At 64.4% G+C, this 17,791-nt stretch carries 17 protein-coding genes; 14 read left to right on the forward strand and 3 right to left on the reverse strand.

Annotated features, from left to right (window positions below; translation table 11 throughout):
* Positions 1–44: 44 nt before the first annotated feature.
* Complete coding sequence (ndk, locus tag KTJ89_RS02315; RefSeq protein WP_039210750.1) at positions 45–464, forward strand: nucleoside-diphosphate kinase; 420 nt, start codon at positions 45–47, stop codon at positions 462–464.
* A 134-nt stretch (positions 465–598) separates the two neighbouring features.
* On the opposite strand, the gene KTJ89_RS02320 is transcribed toward ndk, so the two are convergent.
* A complete protein-coding gene (locus tag KTJ89_RS02320) occupies positions 599–1,246 on the reverse strand; it encodes a vitamin K epoxide reductase family protein (RefSeq protein WP_172169262.1) in 648 nt (215 codons plus the stop codon).
* Positions 1,247–1,490: 244 nt separating this feature from the next.
* On the opposite strand from KTJ89_RS02320, the gene KTJ89_RS02325 reads away from it, so the two are divergent.
* Entirely contained in the window at positions 1,491–4,568 is a 3,078-nt protein-coding gene (locus KTJ89_RS02325) for an Rne/Rng family ribonuclease (RefSeq protein ID WP_172169265.1), read from the forward strand.
* Between the two features lie 93 nt (positions 4,569–4,661).
* On the opposite strand, the gene KTJ89_RS02330 is transcribed toward KTJ89_RS02325, so the two are convergent.
* Entirely contained in the window at positions 4,662–6,059 is a 1,398-nt protein-coding gene (locus KTJ89_RS02330; RefSeq protein WP_253903690.1) for an SPFH domain-containing protein, read from the reverse strand.
* Positions 6,060–6,199: 140 nt separating this feature from the next.
* On the opposite strand from KTJ89_RS02330, the gene KTJ89_RS02335 reads away from it, so the two are divergent.
* The 12 genes from KTJ89_RS02335 to KTJ89_RS02390 all read left to right on the forward strand — a co-directional run bounded on the left by KTJ89_RS02335 (position 6,200) and on the right by KTJ89_RS02390 (position 16,529).
* On the forward strand, positions 6,200–7,729 hold the full coding sequence (locus KTJ89_RS02335; RefSeq protein WP_172169268.1) for an alanine/glycine:cation symporter family protein: 1,530 nt from the start codon (positions 6,200–6,202) through the stop codon (positions 7,727–7,729).
* A gap of 112 nt (positions 7,730–7,841) precedes the next feature.
* The gene (locus tag KTJ89_RS02340; protein ID WP_139467033.1) at positions 7,842–8,159 is read left to right on the forward strand and encodes a chorismate mutase; all 318 of its coding nucleotides are present in this window, start codon (positions 7,842–7,844) and stop codon (positions 8,157–8,159) included.
* Between the two features lie 248 nt (positions 8,160–8,407).
* Positions 8,408–8,716 (forward strand): 50S ribosomal protein L21, encoded by a 309-nt coding sequence (gene rplU / locus KTJ89_RS02345; protein WP_025776790.1) that lies wholly within the window; start codon positions 8,408–8,410, stop codon positions 8,714–8,716.
* Positions 8,717–8,731: 15 nt separating this feature from the next.
* A complete protein-coding gene (rpmA, locus tag KTJ89_RS02350; RefSeq protein WP_025776788.1) occupies positions 8,732–8,983 on the forward strand; it encodes a 50S ribosomal protein L27 in 252 nt (83 codons plus the stop codon).
* 100 nt (positions 8,984–9,083) lie between these two features.
* Positions 9,084–10,649 (forward strand): GTPase ObgE, encoded by a 1,566-nt coding sequence (obgE, locus tag KTJ89_RS02355; RefSeq protein ID WP_259356732.1) that lies wholly within the window; start codon positions 9,084–9,086, stop codon positions 10,647–10,649.
* Positions 10,646–11,812, forward strand: coding sequence for a glutamate 5-kinase (proB, locus tag KTJ89_RS02360; protein WP_139907962.1), 1,167 nt, complete (start codon positions 10,646–10,648; stop codon positions 11,810–11,812). The genes obgE and proB overlap by 4 nt, the downstream gene beginning before the upstream one ends.
* A gap of 3 nt (positions 11,813–11,815) precedes the next feature.
* The gene (locus KTJ89_RS02365; RefSeq protein ID WP_139467039.1) at positions 11,816–13,105 is read left to right on the forward strand and encodes a glutamate-5-semialdehyde dehydrogenase; all 1,290 of its coding nucleotides are present in this window, start codon (positions 11,816–11,818) and stop codon (positions 13,103–13,105) included.
* 176 nt (positions 13,106–13,281) lie between these two features.
* The gene (locus KTJ89_RS02370; protein ID WP_167443897.1) at positions 13,282–13,443 is read left to right on the forward strand and encodes a hypothetical protein; all 162 of its coding nucleotides are present in this window, start codon (positions 13,282–13,284) and stop codon (positions 13,441–13,443) included.
* Position 13,444: 1 nt separating this feature from the next.
* On the forward strand, positions 13,445–14,050 hold the full coding sequence (nadD, locus tag KTJ89_RS02375; RefSeq protein ID WP_139467041.1) for a nicotinate-nucleotide adenylyltransferase: 606 nt from the start codon (positions 13,445–13,447) through the stop codon (positions 14,048–14,050).
* Complete coding sequence (locus tag KTJ89_RS02380; RefSeq protein WP_172169274.1) at positions 14,043–15,506, forward strand: hypothetical protein; 1,464 nt, start codon at positions 14,043–14,045, stop codon at positions 15,504–15,506. The genes nadD and KTJ89_RS02380 overlap by 8 nt, the downstream gene beginning before the upstream one ends.
* Before the next feature lie 52 nt (positions 15,507–15,558).
* Positions 15,559–15,936, forward strand: a complete 378-nt coding sequence (gene rsfS, locus KTJ89_RS02385; RefSeq protein WP_229663911.1) for a ribosome silencing factor — start codon at positions 15,559–15,561, stop codon at positions 15,934–15,936.
* On the forward strand, positions 15,933–16,529 hold the full coding sequence (locus tag KTJ89_RS02390; RefSeq protein ID WP_172169277.1) for a histidine phosphatase family protein: 597 nt from the start codon (positions 15,933–15,935) through the stop codon (positions 16,527–16,529). The genes rsfS and KTJ89_RS02390 overlap by 4 nt, the downstream gene beginning before the upstream one ends.
* A 93-nt stretch (positions 16,530–16,622) precedes the next feature.
* Here the strand turns inward: KTJ89_RS02390 and KTJ89_RS02395 are convergent, their stop codons facing one another.
* Positions 16,623–17,762: a glycosyltransferase family 4 protein gene (locus tag KTJ89_RS02395; RefSeq protein ID WP_259356733.1), complete on the reverse strand. Its 1,140-nt coding sequence runs from the start codon at positions 17,760–17,762 to the stop codon at positions 16,623–16,625.
* Between the last annotated feature and the right edge of the window lie 29 nt (positions 17,763–17,791).

Here is a 17,791-nt window from a genome sequence, read left to right on the forward strand (position 1 = left end):
GGTAGACTGTGGACCGACGTCCACACGACATTGGAAGGACCGGAATGGAACGTACGCTCATCCTCATCAAGCCCGACGGAGTCGCTCGCGGACTCGTCGGACAGATCGTGGCCCGAATCGAAGCCAAGGGCTATGCGATCGACGCCTTGGATCTCCGTTCGGCCACCGCCGCCGAACTGGCAGCCCATTACGCCGAGCACGAAGGCAAACCCTTCTACCAGCCGCTGGTCGACTTCATGTCCGAAGGGCCGATCGTCTCGATCATCGCCTCCGGACAGGGCGTCATCCCCGGCTTCCGGTCCCTGGCCGGCGCCACCGACCCGACGGCAGCAGCCCCCGGCACGATCCGCGGCGATCTCGGTCGCGACTGGGGTGAGAAGGTGCAGAAGAACCTCGTCCACGGATCCGATTCCACCGAATCGGCCGAACGCGAGATCGGAATCTGGTACCCGGCCGAAGGCTGATGACAGGCAGAAGACCGCACGCGGCCGACGTCTGAGCCGAGCCGGTCGAATAAGTGAGGGTGCCCCACCGTTTGGTGGGGCACCCTCACTGCATCTGCGGACAAAGCCAGACGTCCAGAACTGGCTGCGGAGCCTCAGAACAGGTTGGAGAAGAATGCCCAGAACTGTACGACGATGCAGGCGAAGATGATGAGCATCCACAGCACCGACAGGGCGATGTTCTCCTTCGCCAGGACCCTCAGCACGGCATTGTCGGCGGCGCGCCGACCGAAGGCTCCGGTGAGCAGATTGCGGGCGGTGACGGCCATGAACATCGGAATCGTCACGGTCCACACGATGATGCACCACGGGCAGCCGACTCCGATCTTGTAGATCGAGACGTAGAACAGGAACATCACCAGCGCCACGCCGCAGCCCAGTCCGATATTCAGTCCCACCATCACCCAGCTGGGCAGCCGGGTGCCGGACAGGATGAGCACACCGAGCAGCAGCGGAATGATGAAGGCTGCCACGCCCATGAGCTGATTGGGAAAGCCCAGGAGCTCGGCTTCGGCATGTTCCATGACCGAACCGCACGAGAAGAACGGGTTGAGGTCGCACGAGAGCACGACGTCCGGGTTCGCCAGCTTCTCGTACTTCTCCGCCGACAGGGAGAACGAGGCGAGGAAGCCGATGGCAGAGGCGATGATGAGGAAGATCCCGAACGGCACCGATCTCAGCACCCACGACGAGGTGGTGTCGGCGGACTCGAGATCATCGGATTGAGTCAGTGTGGTGTTCACTCCTCAAGAATGCCTGGCCATGTCCCGTGCGGCAAACCCCGTCCCCGTCGAAACCTCAGCGCAGAGGCACTTCTGTGACATAATGGTCGGACGGATACCTGTTCTCACACCGAGCAGGAGAAGTGCCTCCACCGAGTCGAGGGTATGACCTCGCAGGTCGACAACAAGATGAGGCAGCACGGAAGGCCTACGCGCTGAGCGCGAGCCGGATGTGCCATCCACAGGTTTCGGTCCATTGCGGACCATGCAAGGATCCGAAGATCCGTACGGTGTGGACGGCGTCTTCGGACTGGGAGATACGATGAACGATACGTCGAACGACGGCACAGAGGCGACAGATCCGACCGAAGGCATTCTCGCGGACCTCGCGAATCTGCAGCAGTCGGCGGGTGCCAAGAACGCCGAACACGAGGATGTCGACGACAGCGTGCGTGCGCGCCTCGATGACATCGCCGAGGCGGCCGAGTCGCTGCGTATCGGCGATGCCGATGACAGCGACGACGAAGAGGACGAAGAACCGACCCCTCGCCGAGGCGGGCAGAAGTCCGCTCGCGATGCCGTGGCCAATCGGGGACTCGTCTTCGAGGAATTCGTCCGCGGAGACTCGGGCGACGATGACGATGATCACGACGACTCTGACAATGCCGATGGCGACGACGAGGACGATGAGTCGGATGCTGCGTCGCAGGCATCGCCGAGCTTCGACCCGCGCAATCCCTTCGCGGCTCCGGCCGCTCCGACTGCCGCACCCGAACCCCGCACCACTCCAGCTGTGCCCTATGACGGCGGCCTGATCTTCCAGGTGCCGAAGGCCGAACACGCCGAGGTCATCACGATCGACGACGATGACTCCGACGACTGGGATGATTCCCACGACTCCGATGGCGACACGTCGTCCTCACAGGAGAACCGCCAGAACGACCGCGGTGAGGACGATTCCTCCAGCGGTCCGCGTCGGCGGCGAGGCGGCCGCGGGCGCCGATCGCGGGGTCGCGATGACTCCCACGACGATTCCTCGGACTCCGACGACGACTCGAAGGACCCCGAGGACGACTCCTCGGACTCTGCCGGCAAGCAGGACGCGAAGTCGTCGAAGCGGGGATCTCGGTCGAGCAATCGCGGTTCGAAACGCTCCGATGCGGACGCCGAGGACTCTCATTCGAAGTCGGATCATCAAGACTCCGATCACAAGGAGTCCGACCACAGGGACTCCGACGATTCGGATTCGGACGATGGTGATGACGACTCCGACGGCGGTTCGCGCCGACGCCGCCGTCGCCGGTCTCGCACCCGCAGCACCGACCGCGACGAAGTCACCTCGCTCAAGGGTTCGACCCGCCTCGAGGCCAAGCGCCAGCGTCGTAAGGAGGGCCGCGAAGCCGGACGTCGCCGACCCATCATCACCGAAGCCGAATTCCTCGCTCGACGTGAGTCCGTCGAGCGGACCATGCTGGTGCGGGAGAGCGGCGACCAGACTCAACTCGTCGTCGTCGAAGACGGGATCGCTGTCGAGCACTACCTCAAGGAGAACCGTCAGCAGTCCTCGCTCATCGGCAACGTCTACCTGGGCAAGGTTCAGAACGTGCTGCCGAGCATGGAGGCGGCATTCATCGACATCGGCAAGGGCCGGAACGCCGTGCTCTACGCCGGTGAAGTCAACTGGGACGCCCTCGGCATGGACGGCAAGGCGCGCCGCATCGAAACCGCGCTGAGTCCCGGCGATGCCGTGCTCGTGCAGGTGACGAAGGATCCGATCGGACACAAGGGCGCCCGTCTGACCAGCCAGATCTCCTTGCCCGGGCGGTTCCTCGTCTACGTTCCGGGCAATTCGATGACCGGAATCTCGAGGAAGCTGCCCGACAACGAACGCGCACGGCTGAAGAAGCTGCTCAAACAGCTCGTCGGCGATTCGAACGGCGTCATCGTGCGCACCGCTGCCGAGGGCGCCACCGACTCCGATCTCTCGCGTGATGTCGAACGTCTCGCCAAACGGTGGGAGACGATCGAGAAGAAGTCGAAGTCGACGAAGGTGCTGGCCCCACAGCTGCTCTACAGCGAGCCGGACATGATCGTGCGCATAATCCGTGATGTCTTCAACGAGGACTTCAGCTCGCTCGTCATCGACGGCGACGGCGCATGGAACACCATCCACGAGTATGTCGAATCCGTCGCACCGGACCTGCTCGATCGTGTCCACAGCTACAACGAGGACGAGGACATCTTCGACCACTACCGGATCGAAGAGCAGGTCCAGAAGGCGCTGCAGCGCACGGTCAACCTGCCCTCGGGAGGTTCACTCGTCATCGACCGCACCGAAGCGATGACGGTCGTCGACGTCAACACCGGCAAGTTCACCGGCTCCGGGGGCAACCTCGAGGAGACGGTGACCCGCAACAACCTCGAAGCCGCCGAGGAGGTCATTCGGCAGATCCGCCTGCGCGACATCGGCGGAATCATCGTCGTCGACTTCATCGACATGGTGCTCGAGTCCAACCGCGACCTTGTGGTGCGCCGCCTCGTCGAGTGCCTCGGTCGCGACCGGACGAAGCATCAGGTGGCCGAAGTGACATCGCTGGGACTCGTGCAGATGACGCGCAAGCGCATCGGCACCGGACTCGCCGAATCCCTGGTCAGCGCCGGTGAAGACCTCACCGGCCGCGGCCTGCTGCTGCCGGGTTCGGAAGAAGACGGATCGAAGGCGCACCGCGGCGGCCGCTCGGCGAACCACGACAACCGCCGTGACCGCAAGCGCCGGGGAGACTCAGGCTCGAAGTCCAAGCACAATGAGGCCGAATCGACAGATGAGACAGTGTCATCGGACGCTTCTCGGTCAGCCGTCGCCGCGATCGCGAAGGCCACCCTGAAGAAGGATGACGCCGATTCGCCCGAATCGACGTCCGACGCTCAGACTCAGTCCGATGATTCGGCGAACAACGGCGAGAACGGCAAGTCCCGATCGCGTTCACGGAACGGCCGGCGACGTTCGCGCTCGAACCGGAGCGACGACTCGCAGGCCGCGACGCCCGACGAGAAGTCCAGTGGCAACGAGAAGTCGAACGGCGCTGAGCACACACCGGCGGAAGCGACGCCTGCGAACGAGCAGACACAGTCCGCTGAACAGAAGCCGGCGGCCGAGCAGAAGCCAGTCGCCGAAGAGCCGAAGGATCTGCCGTTGATGATCGGCGCGGACAGCGAGACGAAGGTCGCCGCCGCTGAACCGGTCAAGAGCACTCCGGCGAAGAAGCGCGAACCGGCGAAGAGGGCCCCTGCCCCCAAGCAGGAGCAGCTGCCTGCCTCGTTCGTCATCATCGGTGAGGACTGAACACCTCTCCTGAGCTGAGACACACGGCAGCGCCCCGCCGACGGATGACGTCGACGGGGCGCTGCGGTGTGCGGTACACCCAGCTCCGGGAGGTCAGCCTGCCGACTGCTGATTGCGGGTGGTGCTGATCGTCGGCTGTGCGGCCTGGTCACCGCAGAGGACGATCATCAGGTTCGATACGAGGTCGCTGCGTTCGGTCTGACCGAGCCTGACGATCTGGCGCCCTTCGATCTCCTCGATCGCCGTCTCGACCATGCCCACAGCTCCTTCGACGATCAGCTGGCGGGCGGCGACGACGGCCGTGGCCTGTTGCCGCTGGAGCATGGCACGGGCGATCTCCGGGGCGTACGCCAGTTGGGTGATGCGCGACTCGATGATCGTGACTCCCGCAGCCATGACCCGGGCAGCGACCTCATCGGAGAGCCGCGAGGTGATCTCGTCGGCGTTGTCACGCAGCGACATACGGCCGGGATCCGACGAATCGTAGGCATAGGAGTTGGCGATGTGACGAACCGCAGTCTCCGCCTGGATGGCGACGAACTCTTCGAAATCATCGACCTCGAACATCGCCTGTGCGGTATCGCGGACCTGCCAGACCACCACGGCGCCGATCTCGATCGGATTGCCGTCGAGATCATTGACCTTCAGCGTCGAGGTCTCATGGTTGCGGATGCGCGTAGAGATCTGATCCTTCGTGTAGAAGGGATTGACGAATCGCAGACCCGACTGCCTGACCGTTCCGACGTACTTGCCGTAGAGCTGGAGGACGACGGCATGTCCGGGCGCCACCGAGGTGCAGCCCTTGAACAGGAACATCGAAGCGATGAAGCTGAGGACGGCCACGATGAAGAGGACGACACCGACCGCGACCTGGGCGAAGGTCATGACGAACCCGACGATGCCCAGGAGCACGGCGAGGAGCAGCAGAACGATGGCGCCGACGATCGCGAAGTAGCCTGAGACCCCGCCCGCCGGCTTCTCTCGGACACGTTCGCCATCGGGGGAGACGATGCGCTTGGGGGCAGAATTCCCCTGCCCCGAGGCGGATGGGCCGCGGTGGGAATTCGGCGTCTGCGCAGCGGACCGTCGGTTCCCAGGGGGCGGTGCCTGCGACGAGACAGGTCCGGACCCGGTGGACGGGACCGGACCTGAACCGGCAGGCTGTCCGTCCGTGCGACGACTCTGCGGTGCCGGTGGCAGCGGTGTGCCTTCACGGTGGTGCGGCGGCGCACCGGTGTTCGCTTGGGCGCCGGCGGGCGGGCCATACGGTGGCGTCGTGCCCGAACCGCCGATCGACCCGGACTGAGCACCCTGCGAACCATAGTGGCCATTGGGATTCGTCACTGCTTCAGCCCCGGGATAGGCCGCGGGCTGACTGTGTCCGGCCTGGATATGTGTGCTCTGATCACCGCTGGGGACGGGGCCGCGATCGGGGTTCGGGCCCGAGGATCGATTCGGTCGCTGACCGGGCTGCTGAGGATTCTGAGTCATGCCCCCAGTCTAAGTCAGGTAATGAGACGCGGATCTCAAAAGTCCCGCGAACGCCCCATTTGGTAACGGTTCGATAACTGAAACGATCCCACAACATGGAACGCTTGAATGTGACGCAAGTCTCAGTAGGTTGTCGCACTATGGACAATCTTCATATCTCAGCAGCGCCGGTCTCACCGGTCGACGATGCCATCAACTCTTGGTTCGACCCGATCGCCACATGGTTCGGCAGCATAATCTTCTTTCCGCTCACCTTCGGAGACTTCTCATTCCCCTTCGTCGTCCTGTGGCTGATCTTCGCCGCAGCGGTCTTCACCGTCTACTTCGGCTTCATCCAGGCTCGAGGGGCGAAGCTGTCTCTCGAGATCATCCGCGGAAAATTCTCGTCGAAGTCCGACCCGGGTGAGGTCACCCATTTCCAAGCCCTTGCCTCTGCCCTGTCGGGCACCGTGGGCCTCGGCAACATCGCCGGTGTCGGCGTAGCCATCGCCCTCGGCGGCCCCGGAGCGACCTTCTGGATGATCGTCGCCGGCCTCCTCGGCATGTGCACGAAGTTCGTCGAATGCACCCTCGGGGTGAAGTACCGTGAGATCGACGAGAACGGCGTCGTCCACGGCGGTCCGTTCAAATACCTCCCCGTTGCGTTCCGACGCTTCTCGAAGCCCGTGGCGACCGCTCTGACCGGACTGTTCGCCGTCGCCATCCTCATCTTCGGTGTCGTCGGCGGCGGCATGTTCCAGGCCAATCAGACCTTCGCCCAGGTCCGCACCGCCACCGGCGGCGATGACGGCTTCCTGGCCGGCCCCTTTGCCTCACTCGTGTTCGGACTCATCTTTGCGGGGCTCGTGGCACTGGTGATCCTCGGCGGCATCCGCTCGATCGCAAAGGTGACCGACAAGCTCGTCCCTGGAATGGCCATCTTCTACGTCGTGTCATGCCTCCTCGTGCTCGGTCTCAACTACGCGAACATCCCGAACGCCATCGGCGAGATCTTCGCTGGAGCGTTCAACCCTCAGGGAGTGGCCGGCGGCATCGTCGGAGTCATGATCATCGGCTTCCAGCGTTCGGCCTTCTCGAACGAAGCCGGCATCGGTTCGGCGGCCATCGCCCACTCCGCTGTCAAGACCCGTCGCCCCATCTCCGAAGGATTCGTCGCACTGCTCGAGCCTTTCATCGATACGGTGATCATCTGCACCATGACCGCGCTGACCATCATCGTGGCCAACCAGGCTTCGTACCGAAATGACCTCGGTGAGGGCGAGATCGGCGGAGTTGCTCTCGCCTCGGATGCATTCTCCACCGTCGCTTCGTGGTACCCGATCCTGCTGGCCATCGCCGTCGCACTGTTCGCCTTCTCGACCCTCATCACATGGGCGTACTACGGGGAGCGGGCGTGGAGCTATCTGTTCGGCCGCTCGAAAGCCACGATCATGATCTTCCGCACGCTCGTCTGCCTCTTCGTCGTCGTCGGCTGCATCGCCAGCTTCTCCAAGGTCGTCGAATTCGCCGATGCGGCCCTGTTCATGTGCGCGTTCATCAATATCCTCGGCCTCTACATGCTCATGCCGGTGGTCAAGAAGGAGATGAGGAAATACCTCGCCGACCGGAAAGCCGGAACGCTCAACGACCCGGACACCGCCGACGCCGTCCCTGTCGACCAGCCCGCCTGAATCCCGACCTCCGTCGACATCGGAGGAGCACCAGCTCGATCAAGGATGCCTGTGCGCCGCGCCCAAACGGATGCGGCGCACGGGCATGTCCGGGCATCGATAGACTGGGAGCGTGGATGAGAACAGAGACGACAGAACACGCGCAGTCGAACGGCTGCAGGAGCTGCGAGGCAGCATCGACAACATCGATGCCTCCCTCGTTCACCTGCTCGCCGAGCGCTTCAAACTCACCGAACGCGTCGGTGAACTCAAGGCCGACCACGGTCTGCCCCCGGCCGACGAGTCGCGGGAAGCCAGGCAGGTCGCCCGACTGCGGGAACTCGCCGAGGAGTCCCATCTCGATCCGGAGTTCGCAGAGAAGTTCCTGGCGTTCATCGTCGCCGAGGTCATCCGCCGGCACGAGCGCATCGCGGAGACGCGCGAAAGCTGAGTCGACGTGCCCGGGGAGCCGCCTGCCTCCGGGAGTGAACGAGAGATGGCTCACAATGGGCAGGTCTTCCCCTCGAGCATGAGCGGCGGGTTTGCCGTTGCTGTGCACTCTCGACTAGAATTGATCGTCGGTGCGCGTGACGCACCACGGCTGGTGATTCCTCTCAATGGGATGTCTGCGGGACTCGTTCTGCGGCAGCCAAGGGACAACCGCCGTTCGTTTGTTTTCAACAGAAAGAGGGTTCGACCATGGTCTATGCCATCGTCCGCGCCGGAGGCCACCAGGAAAAGGTGAGCGTCGGCGATATCATCACAGTCAACCGAATGAAGGCGAAGGCTGGAGACAGCGTCGAACTCGATGCCGTACTTCTTGTCGACGGTGAGACGGTCACGACCGATCCCGACGCACTGGCGAAGGTCTCGGTCAGCGCTGAGGTCGCCGGTGAACTCCGCGGTCCCAAGATTGTGATCCAGAAGTACAAGAACAAGACCGGGTACAAGAAGCGTCAGGGCCACCGCCAGGACCTCACCCGTCTGAAGATCACGAACATCAAGTAAGAGGAGACTTCTCACATGGCAAGCAAAAAGGGAGTCAGCTCGACCCGCAACGGTCGCGACTCGAACCCACAGTACCTCGGCGTGAAGCGCTTCGGCGGCCAGGCCGTCAAGGCCGGCGAGATCATCGTCCGCCAGCGCGGAACCAAGTTCCACCCCGGAGCCAATGTCGGCCGTGGAGGAGACGATACCCTCTTCGCTCTGACCGCCGGTGCCGTGGAATTCGGAACCCGCAACGGTCGCAAGATCGTCAACATCGTCGGAGCCTGATCCTTCCCGGATCCGTTCCGTCGTCAATATGATCTCTCCCTGAAAAGGGAGCATGAAGGGTGAGTCGAACGACTCACCCTTCATCTGATATAAGGACATTATGGCCACCGAGTTCGTAGACCGTGTCACCGTTCACCTCGCCGCAGGCGCAGGTGGGGACGGGTGTGCCTCGATCAGGCGCGAGAAATTCAAACCGCTCGGCGGGCCCGACGGCGCCGACGGCGGCAACGGCGGCAACATCATCTTCCGCGTCGACCGTCAGACCACCACCCTGCTTCCCCTGCACCACCGTCCGCACGTGCGTGCCGACGACGGCGGGATCGGCAAGGGCGATCTGCGCCACGGCGCCGACGGCAGAGACCTCATCGTCGACGTCCCCGAGGGCACCGTGGTGAAGAACACCAACGGTGACGTCATCGCCGACCTCGTCGAAGAAGGAACCGAATTCACAGCAGCCGCCGGTGGCCGCGGCGGTCTCGGCAATGCCGCGCTGGCTTCGACGAAGCGCAAGGCCCCCGGCTTCGCGCTCCTCGGAGAGCCCGGGCAGACCCTCAGCCTCGTGCTCGAACTCAAGACGATCGCCGATATCGCCCTCGTGGGATACCCATCGGCGGGCAAGTCGAGCCTCATCGCTGCGCTGTCGGCCGCCAAGCCGAAGATCGCCGACTACCCATTCACGACACTCGTGCCCAACCTCGGGGTCGTTCAGGCCGGCGACACGCGCTACACCGTCGCCGACGTTCCCGGACTCATCCCCGGCGCATCTGAGGGCAAGGGACTCGGCCTCGAGTTCCTCCGCCACGTCGAACGCTGTGCCGGCCTCGTCCATGTCATCGACATGGCCACGTGGGAGCCCGGACGTGATCCCGTCTCCGACCTCACGATCATCGAATCCGAACTCGCCGCCTATGCCGTCGACCTCGACGACGGGAGCGGACTCCTGCCGCTCTCGCAGCGCCCGAAGCTCGTGGCGCTGAACAAGATCGACATCCCCGACGGTCGCGACCTTGCCGATATCGTCCGGCCCGATCTCGAGGCCGCCGGATACCGGGTCTTCGAGATCTCGGCAGTCAGCCATGCCGGTCTGCGGGAACTCTCGTTCGCCATGGCCGAGCTCGTGCTCGCCGAACGGGAACGTCGCGCCGAGATCGAAGCGACACCGCAGCGCGTGGTCATCCGTCCGAAGGCCGTCGACGATCGCGGATTCGAAGTCCGTTCCGAACGCACCTCCGATGGCCCGCTGTTCCGCGTCCTCGGCGACAAGCCTCGTCGGTGGGTGCAGCAGACGGACTTCGGAAACGACGAAGCCGTCGGCTACCTCGCCGACCGCCTCGAGCACCTCGGCGTCGAAGAGGCTCTTTTCAAGGCCGGAGCGAAACCCGGCGACACCATCGTCGTCGGCGGAGACGACGGCGTCGTCTTCGACTGGGATCCCACAACCGTCGGCGGAGCCGAACTGCTCGGCTCCCGCGGATCGGACGCCCGACTCGACGAGGAAACGCGCTCCACACGCAAGGAACGCAAGGCCGCTTATCACGAGAAGATGGACGCGAAGGCCGCCACCCGGGCCGAGTTCGAACAAGAACGGTTGGCCGAACGAGCACACCGCGAGAGCCGCCTCGGTGCACCTGCGACAGAGTCTGGTGAGGGAGCCGGCGAGGAGTGAGCGCCGCAGCTCAGGCGGACTCTTCCGCAGGATCGTTCCGTGACGACATCGCCCGAGCCCGTCGCATCGTCGTCAAGGTCGGATCGTCCTCGCTGACGACGATCGACGGCGGACTCGACGAAGCCAAACTCATCGCGCTCACCGATGTCATCGGGGCGCATCGATCAGCCGGTCATGAGGTCATCCTCGTCTCCTCCGGCGCGATCGCGGCCGGACTGGAGCCGATGGGGCTGAAGAAGCGCCCTCGAGACCTCGCCAGCCAGCAGGCGGCGGCCGGGGTCGGTCAGGGACTGCTCATGGCCGCATACACGCGAGCGCTGGGACGCTACGACCTCGTTCCCGGCCAGGTGCTGCTCACCGCCGATGACCTGATCCGACGCACCCAGTACAAGAACGCGCAGCGCGCCATCGACAAACTCCTGGCCCTGGGCACGCTGCCCATCGTCAACGAGAACGACGCCGTGGCCACCGAGGAGATCCGCTTCGGAGACAACGACCGGCTCGCAGCCCTCGTCGCTCACCTGGCTCACGCCGATGCGCTCGTGCTGCTCTCCGATGTCGATGCGCTCTACTCGGGACCCCCGGATCAGCCCGGCTCCCGCCTGATCAGCCGTGTGCACGGACCCAGCGACCTCGATGACCTCGCCATCGGCGGTGTCGGGACGGCCGGAACCGGCACCGGCGGAATGGCCACGAAGGTCGATGCCGCCATCATGGTCGCCGATTCGGGGATCCCGGCGGTGCTGACCTCGGCACCGCAGGCCGCCTCGGCGCTGGCGGGGGAGACCGTGGGCACATACTTCGCTGTCACCCACAGACGACGGGGCACCCGCCTGCTGTGGCTGCGCCATCTCGCCCGGACCTTCGGCTCGGTCACGATCGACAGAGGAGCCGAAACAGCTGTGCTCTCCCGGGGGACGTCCCTGCTCGCCGCGGGAGTCACCTCCTGCAGCGGAGACTTCGAAGCAGGGGACCCGGTCGAGATCCGCAATCTCGACGACGAGGTCATCGCCCGCGGTATGTCGAACTTCTCCTCGGACGAGCTGCCGCTGATGTTCCGTTCCACGACCGAGGAACTTGGCACCCGTCTGGGAAATGATTACCGTAAAGAGGTCATCCATCGAAACGATCTCGTTCTCACACAGGTGAGCGGGGGGAGATAGCACATGACAGCAGCAGCCGAGATCCACCCGAAGACCGTGCGCGGAGTGACCCGCATCGTCCGCAACGCCAAATCCGCCTCGAGCCTGTTGGCAACGACCTCTACCGCCGAGAAGAATGCCGCTCTCGGCGCCATCGCCGAGGCGCTGCGCAGCAGCACCGACCGCATCGCCAAAGCCAACGACGCCGACATCGCCGCCGGCACCGAGAACGGAATGAGCGAGTCTCTGCTCGACCGTCTGCGCCTCGACGCCGATCGCATCGCGGCGATCGCGGACTCCGTCGAGGACGTCATCGATCTCGCGGATCCCGTCGGCGACGTCGTTGTCGGACGCACCCTGCCCAACGGCATCCGACTCACCCAGAACCGTGTGCCGATGGGCGTGATCGGAGCGATCTACGAAGCCCGTCCGAACGTCACCGTCGACATCGCCGTCCTCGCACTCAAATCCGGAAACGCCTCGGTCCTGCGCGGAGGATCGGCTGCACAGAACTCGAACACTGAGATCATCTCCATCCTCCGCCGCGCCGTCGAATCGGCGGGACTGCCTGCCGACTCGATCAACGGCATCGACCAGTACGGACGCGAAGGCGCGAACGTGCTCATGCACGCCCGCGACTACGTCGATCTGCTCATTCCCCGAGGCGGCGCCGACCTCATCAACATGGTCGTGCAGGAATCGATCGTGCCCGTCATCGAAACCGGTGTGGGCAATGTGCACATGTTCATCGACTCCACCGCCACTGTGAAGACCTCCGTCGACCTCGTCCTCAACTCGAAGACGCATCGACCCAGCGTGTGCAACTCACTGGAGACCCTCCTCGTGCATGAGAAAGCCGCGAAACGAGTGCTGCCGAAGATCCTGGAACGCCTCGACGGCGCCGGGGTCATCGTCCACGCAGACTCGGACGTCTCGGCACTGGCACCGGCAGGGATGAAGGTCCGACGGGTGTCGCGGCGAGACTGGGCCAAGGAGTACCTGGGACTGGAGATCGCCATCAAGCTCGTCTCCGGTATCGAAGAGGCCATCGACCATATCCGTGCCTACAGCTCCGGCCACACCGAGGTGATCGTGACGAAGGACCTCGACAACGCGGACACCTTCGTCACCGCCATCGATGCTGCGGCGGTGGGAGTCAACGTCTCCACGCGATTCACTGACGGGGGAGAGCTCGGCTTCGGTGCGGAGGTGGGCATCTCCACCCAGAAGCTGCATGCTCGCGGCCCCATGGGACTCGAACAGCTGACGACCACGAAATGGGTGATGATGGGCAACGGCCAGGTCCGTTCCTGAGCCCGAATCGACTCCGACACTCCGCGATCAGGGTACTCACCGCCCGACCAGGGGAGACATCGGAGAGGGAAGAATTCATGTCGATGCCGGATTCCCGGATGGTTCATGAGAAACTGAGAAGGTAACGACCCCGAAGCGCTCTGCGCGCGACGGATCACTGAGTAAGGAGAAATGACGTGAACGCAGCCATTATGGCCGCCGCGGCCGAAGGTGGGGAGCACGCAGCCCACGTGGAGCTGCCGATGGATCCGATCTGGTACGGACTCATCACCCTGGCGATCTTCATCACGATGGGCATTGTGTCTCGGTCGTGGAAGGGCATCTCGCACCGCCACTGATATGGCAGAGCACAGACGCAGAGTCGGTGTCATGGGCGGCACCTTCGACCCCGTCCACAACGGCCACCTCGTCGCGGCAAGTGAGGTCCAGGCGACCTTCGACCTCGACGAGGTGGTTTTCGTCCCCACGGGACGGCCGTATCAGAAGGACGTCGAAGAGGTCAGCAGCGCCGAGCACCGGTACCTGATGACCGTCATCGCCACGGCATCGAATCCGCGGTTCACCGTCTCCCGAGCCGACGTCGACAGACCGGGTCCGACCTACACGATCGACACGCTGCGCGACCTTGCCAGCAGCTACGGTCCCGATACCGAGTTGTTCTTCATCACCGGCGCGGACGCTTTGGCTCAGATCTTGACGTGGAAGAATGTGGATGAGCTGTTTTCCCTGGCCCATTTCGTCGGGGTCAGCCGGCCCGGGCACGAACTCCGCGGTGAGGGACTGCCGGTCGACCGACTGAGTCTCGTGCAGATCCCTGCGCTGGCGATATCGTCCACGGATTGCAGACAACGGGTGATGGATGGTGCACCCGTCTGGTACCTCGTACCGGACGGCGTAGTGCAGTACATCGCGAAATACGAGTTGTACAGGAGTGAGAATGGCTGAGGAGCAGTTCACGTCACGTCGAGCACGGCGGGAAGCCGAAAGGCTGGCGGCGGAACAGGCGTTCGAAGCACGAGAGGTTCCTGAGCAGCCGAAGGAGGCTCCGAACTCTCGCGCCGGACTCCTCAGTCCGCTGCCCCCGAAGAAGCCCGGTGCGAAACCCGCCGCCGAGACCAGTGACGACACCGCCTCGCGCATCGACCCCGAGCCCTCGCCGCGGACCAGCCATGAGCGCGGCGCCCTGGCATCGGATCACCCGCAGGAGTCCCGGCCGCCGGTACATGCCGAAGACCGTCTCGACCCGACAAGAACCCCGTTGCCGCACTTCCAATCGCGCGCTGAGAAGAAGCGATACCTGCGCGAACACGGACTTTCGCTGTACGGCGATCTGTCCACCGGCGCGATGCCCGTTGTGGCCGACGAGAAGGAACTGGCCGAACGCCAGGCCGCTGCCGAAGGTCGACTGACAGGACCGATCCCGGAAGTCTCGGATTCCGAATCCGCGGACTCGAGCTCGGAATCTGCGACGCCGACAGCAGACTCCGCCGAAACTCAGGCTTCGGCATCCGCTGCGAAGGAATCGGCGGCCGATTCGCAATCCGACGCGAAGTCCGCTGTGACTGAGCACGAATCCTATGACACTGCCGGTTTCGGGGGAGCCTCCGACGAGGTCGCCGCCCGCGACTTCGAGGCGCCTGTCACGCCTGCCTCGGCTCCGCGGCCGACGACCGTGGAGAGCGAACCCTATGACGCACTGTCAATGCCGTACTCGGCTCTCGACGGCGACGCTCCTGCACTGGGCACCGAGGAAGAGGGCGAGAAGCCTGCCGAGACCCCGGACGAGCCGGACCCAGAGGATCAGAACGCCTCAACCGACAAGCCGACCACGAGTACTGCCGCTGCAGCAGCCCCCGCGGATGAATCTGTCCCAGAAGACAAGCCGGCTGCGAAGCCTGATGCCGAGGACGAGCCCGAGCCTTCGTCCCGGTCGCGACGGATGCCGATCGTGCAGCCGCCTTCGACATCCGGAGTCCGCGTCGTCACGGCCGCCTCGGCGCAGATCCCCGAGGTCGATGAACCCCGCAAGAGCGATGCTCGCAGACCGCAGACGCCGCTGTCCGGTCGTGCCGACGAGCCGCAGTCCGGCTCAGACTCCGGCAGGACCGATGATTCGGGCGGCGACGCAGGCTCCGACGACGCGGCACGCGCCCTGGCCGCCAATCCGGAGACCCGGCCGATGGACGCTGTGCCCGAAGCCTGGTCGCTGCCGAACGCCGACTACGAAGACGAAGAGACCGTCAACCCTCCCGGCTCACGCATCCGTGCCAGCTCGGTGACCGGGCAGGACGGTCAGATCCTCATGGGCGAAGAGCCTTCGAAGATGCCCTATATCGTCCTCGGCGTGGCCGCATTCTTCGCTCTTGCCCTCATCGTCATCGCCCTCGTCATGTTCCTCTGAGCAGCACCCGGGACACACCACCTCGATAACCGCATCCATGCGAAAGGATCTTGTGAGCGAGATCGCCGAATCCACCCAGCTGCTTCGAACCGCGGCCAAAGCCGCGGACGAGAAGCTCGGAACCGACATCATCGGCCTCGATGTGAGCTCCACGCTCTACATCACCGACGCGTTCCTCATCGTCTCCGCCGACAACGAACGCCAGATCGGGGCGGTCATCGACGCGATCGAACAGGAAGTGCAGCTCGTCCACGACCGCACCCCGTTGCGCCGCGAGGGCCGGGGAGGGGACTGGGTGCTGCTCGACTTCGGCGAGATCGTCGTCCATGTCTTCTCCGCCGAACAGCGCGAATACTACGCGCTCGAGCGGTTGTGGAAGGACGTCCCGGTCATTGATCTGCAGCTGCCGGAACCCGGCTCGGACACATGACGAAGACCGTTCTGTTCTGGCGTCACGGACAGACGGACTTCAACCTCGCGGGACGGTTCCAGGGACAGTCCGATGTCCCCCTCAACGACACCGGCCGCGCGCAGGCCGATCAGGTCGCCAGGCGGCTCGCTGAACTCGGACCGGAACTCATCGTCTCCTCCGACCTCTCGCGCGCCGCTGCGACCGCCGACAGCTTGGCGACACTCGTCGCTCTCGAACCCGTTCGCGATGAGCGGCTGCGCGAGACCGCCTTCGGCGAGTGGGAAGGCTCCACCCGCGCCGAGGTGGCGGAGACCTGGCCGGACGAACTCGCCGAATGGGCCTCCGGAGCCGATATCGCACCTCCCGGAGGAGAATCGCGTTCCCAGTCGGGTCGCCGCGTCGCCGACGCCATCACCGATATCGTGCGGTCCGCTGAAGCCTCGACGATCGCCATCGTCGCCCACGGTGCGGTGCTGCGCGCCGCCGCCGAAATTCTCCTGGAGATGAACGGGACCGGCCGGCTCGGGGTTCTCGGAAACTGCGGTCATGGAGAGTTCGGGTACACCGGCGACCAATGGGTCCTGCGCAGTTGGGGCACGCGCTCTCACTGAGTCCTTTGGTCGCACCGTTGCGGGTTCGGTCACCGGCCGCTGCGCCACTGTCGAACCGGAGGCGGACATCCGTGCATCGGTGCCCGCTCGGACTCAGCCCTCTGTCTTGCGGTTGGCAGCGACGGATCTGATGAGCTCGACCAGCGAGTCTGCCGACTTCGCCCAATCGAAGACCTGTGACTGACGCCTGCCGGCCGCGGACTGCTCCGCCCACCTGCCGGCATCGGTGAGCCGGTCGATCGCGTGCGCGATCGACCGCGGATCTTCCGGGTCGAAGTATTCGGCCGCCTCGGCGGCGATCTCCCGGAAGATCGGAATATCCGACACGGCTACGGGCACTCCCTTGGCCATCGCTTCGATCACGGGCAGACCGAAGCCCTCCTCCCGCGAAGCCGTGACCAGGGCAGTCGACTCGTCGAGCAGACGTGCATACTCCGCATCGCTGATTCCCCGATGGAAGACGACCTTCGCCCGGTCGGGAATGAGGGCTCGCAGCTGAGCTTCCCTTCTGCCGTCGATGCGGCTGGCGATGTGCAGGGTCCACGCCGGCAGGTGCTCGAGCGCGCGGATGAGGGATTCGACGTTCTTGTACGGCAGGAACGCACCCATGTAGATGAGCGTCTTCGCATCGTGACGGTTCACTGTCCGCGCCGGCGCGGCGACCGCCTCGGCGGCATTGGACACCACCTGCACCGGACGATCCGTCAACCGGTTTGCGGCGATGAGCTCTTTCGTCGTCTCGGAGACAGCTGCCACGGCATCGGCACGATTGAGCAGCAGCCGCTGCGGGACGAAGCTCAAGTGATACGCCCGCCACAGCAGCCTCACCGGCAGCGGCAGGTCACCCGGCGGTTCGGGGTGGGAGTAGTAGATGAGGTCGTGGATGGTCAGGATGAGTCCGTAGCGACGTCCGAACGAGCCCATCGTCTGCATCGTCGAGAACACGACATCGGCGCCCAGTGCATTGAGCTTCCCGGCGATGGCCACCTCGGCGGGGGAGGTGGGATCGCTCAGCTGCACCCACGAGCATTCGGGAAGCAGAGCCAACTGAGCCTCATCGCTGATGATCACGGTCACGTCGATCTCCGTGCCCTCGACGGCCGTCAGCAGGGCCGAGAGCAGACACGAACCGTACCGGGAGATCCCGTCGTGATGAGTCGTGCGGGTGAAGCGTGCGTCGAAGAAGACCGACAGCCTCGGTGACGGTTGGAGGCTCTTTGTGCTTTTGCTCATGGAACTCCGAGTCGATAGTCTGAATCTTC

The organism is Brevibacterium sediminis, assembly GCF_024895295.1.
Classification (GTDB): domain Bacteria; phylum Actinomycetota; class Actinomycetes; order Actinomycetales; family Brevibacteriaceae; genus Brevibacterium; species Brevibacterium sediminis.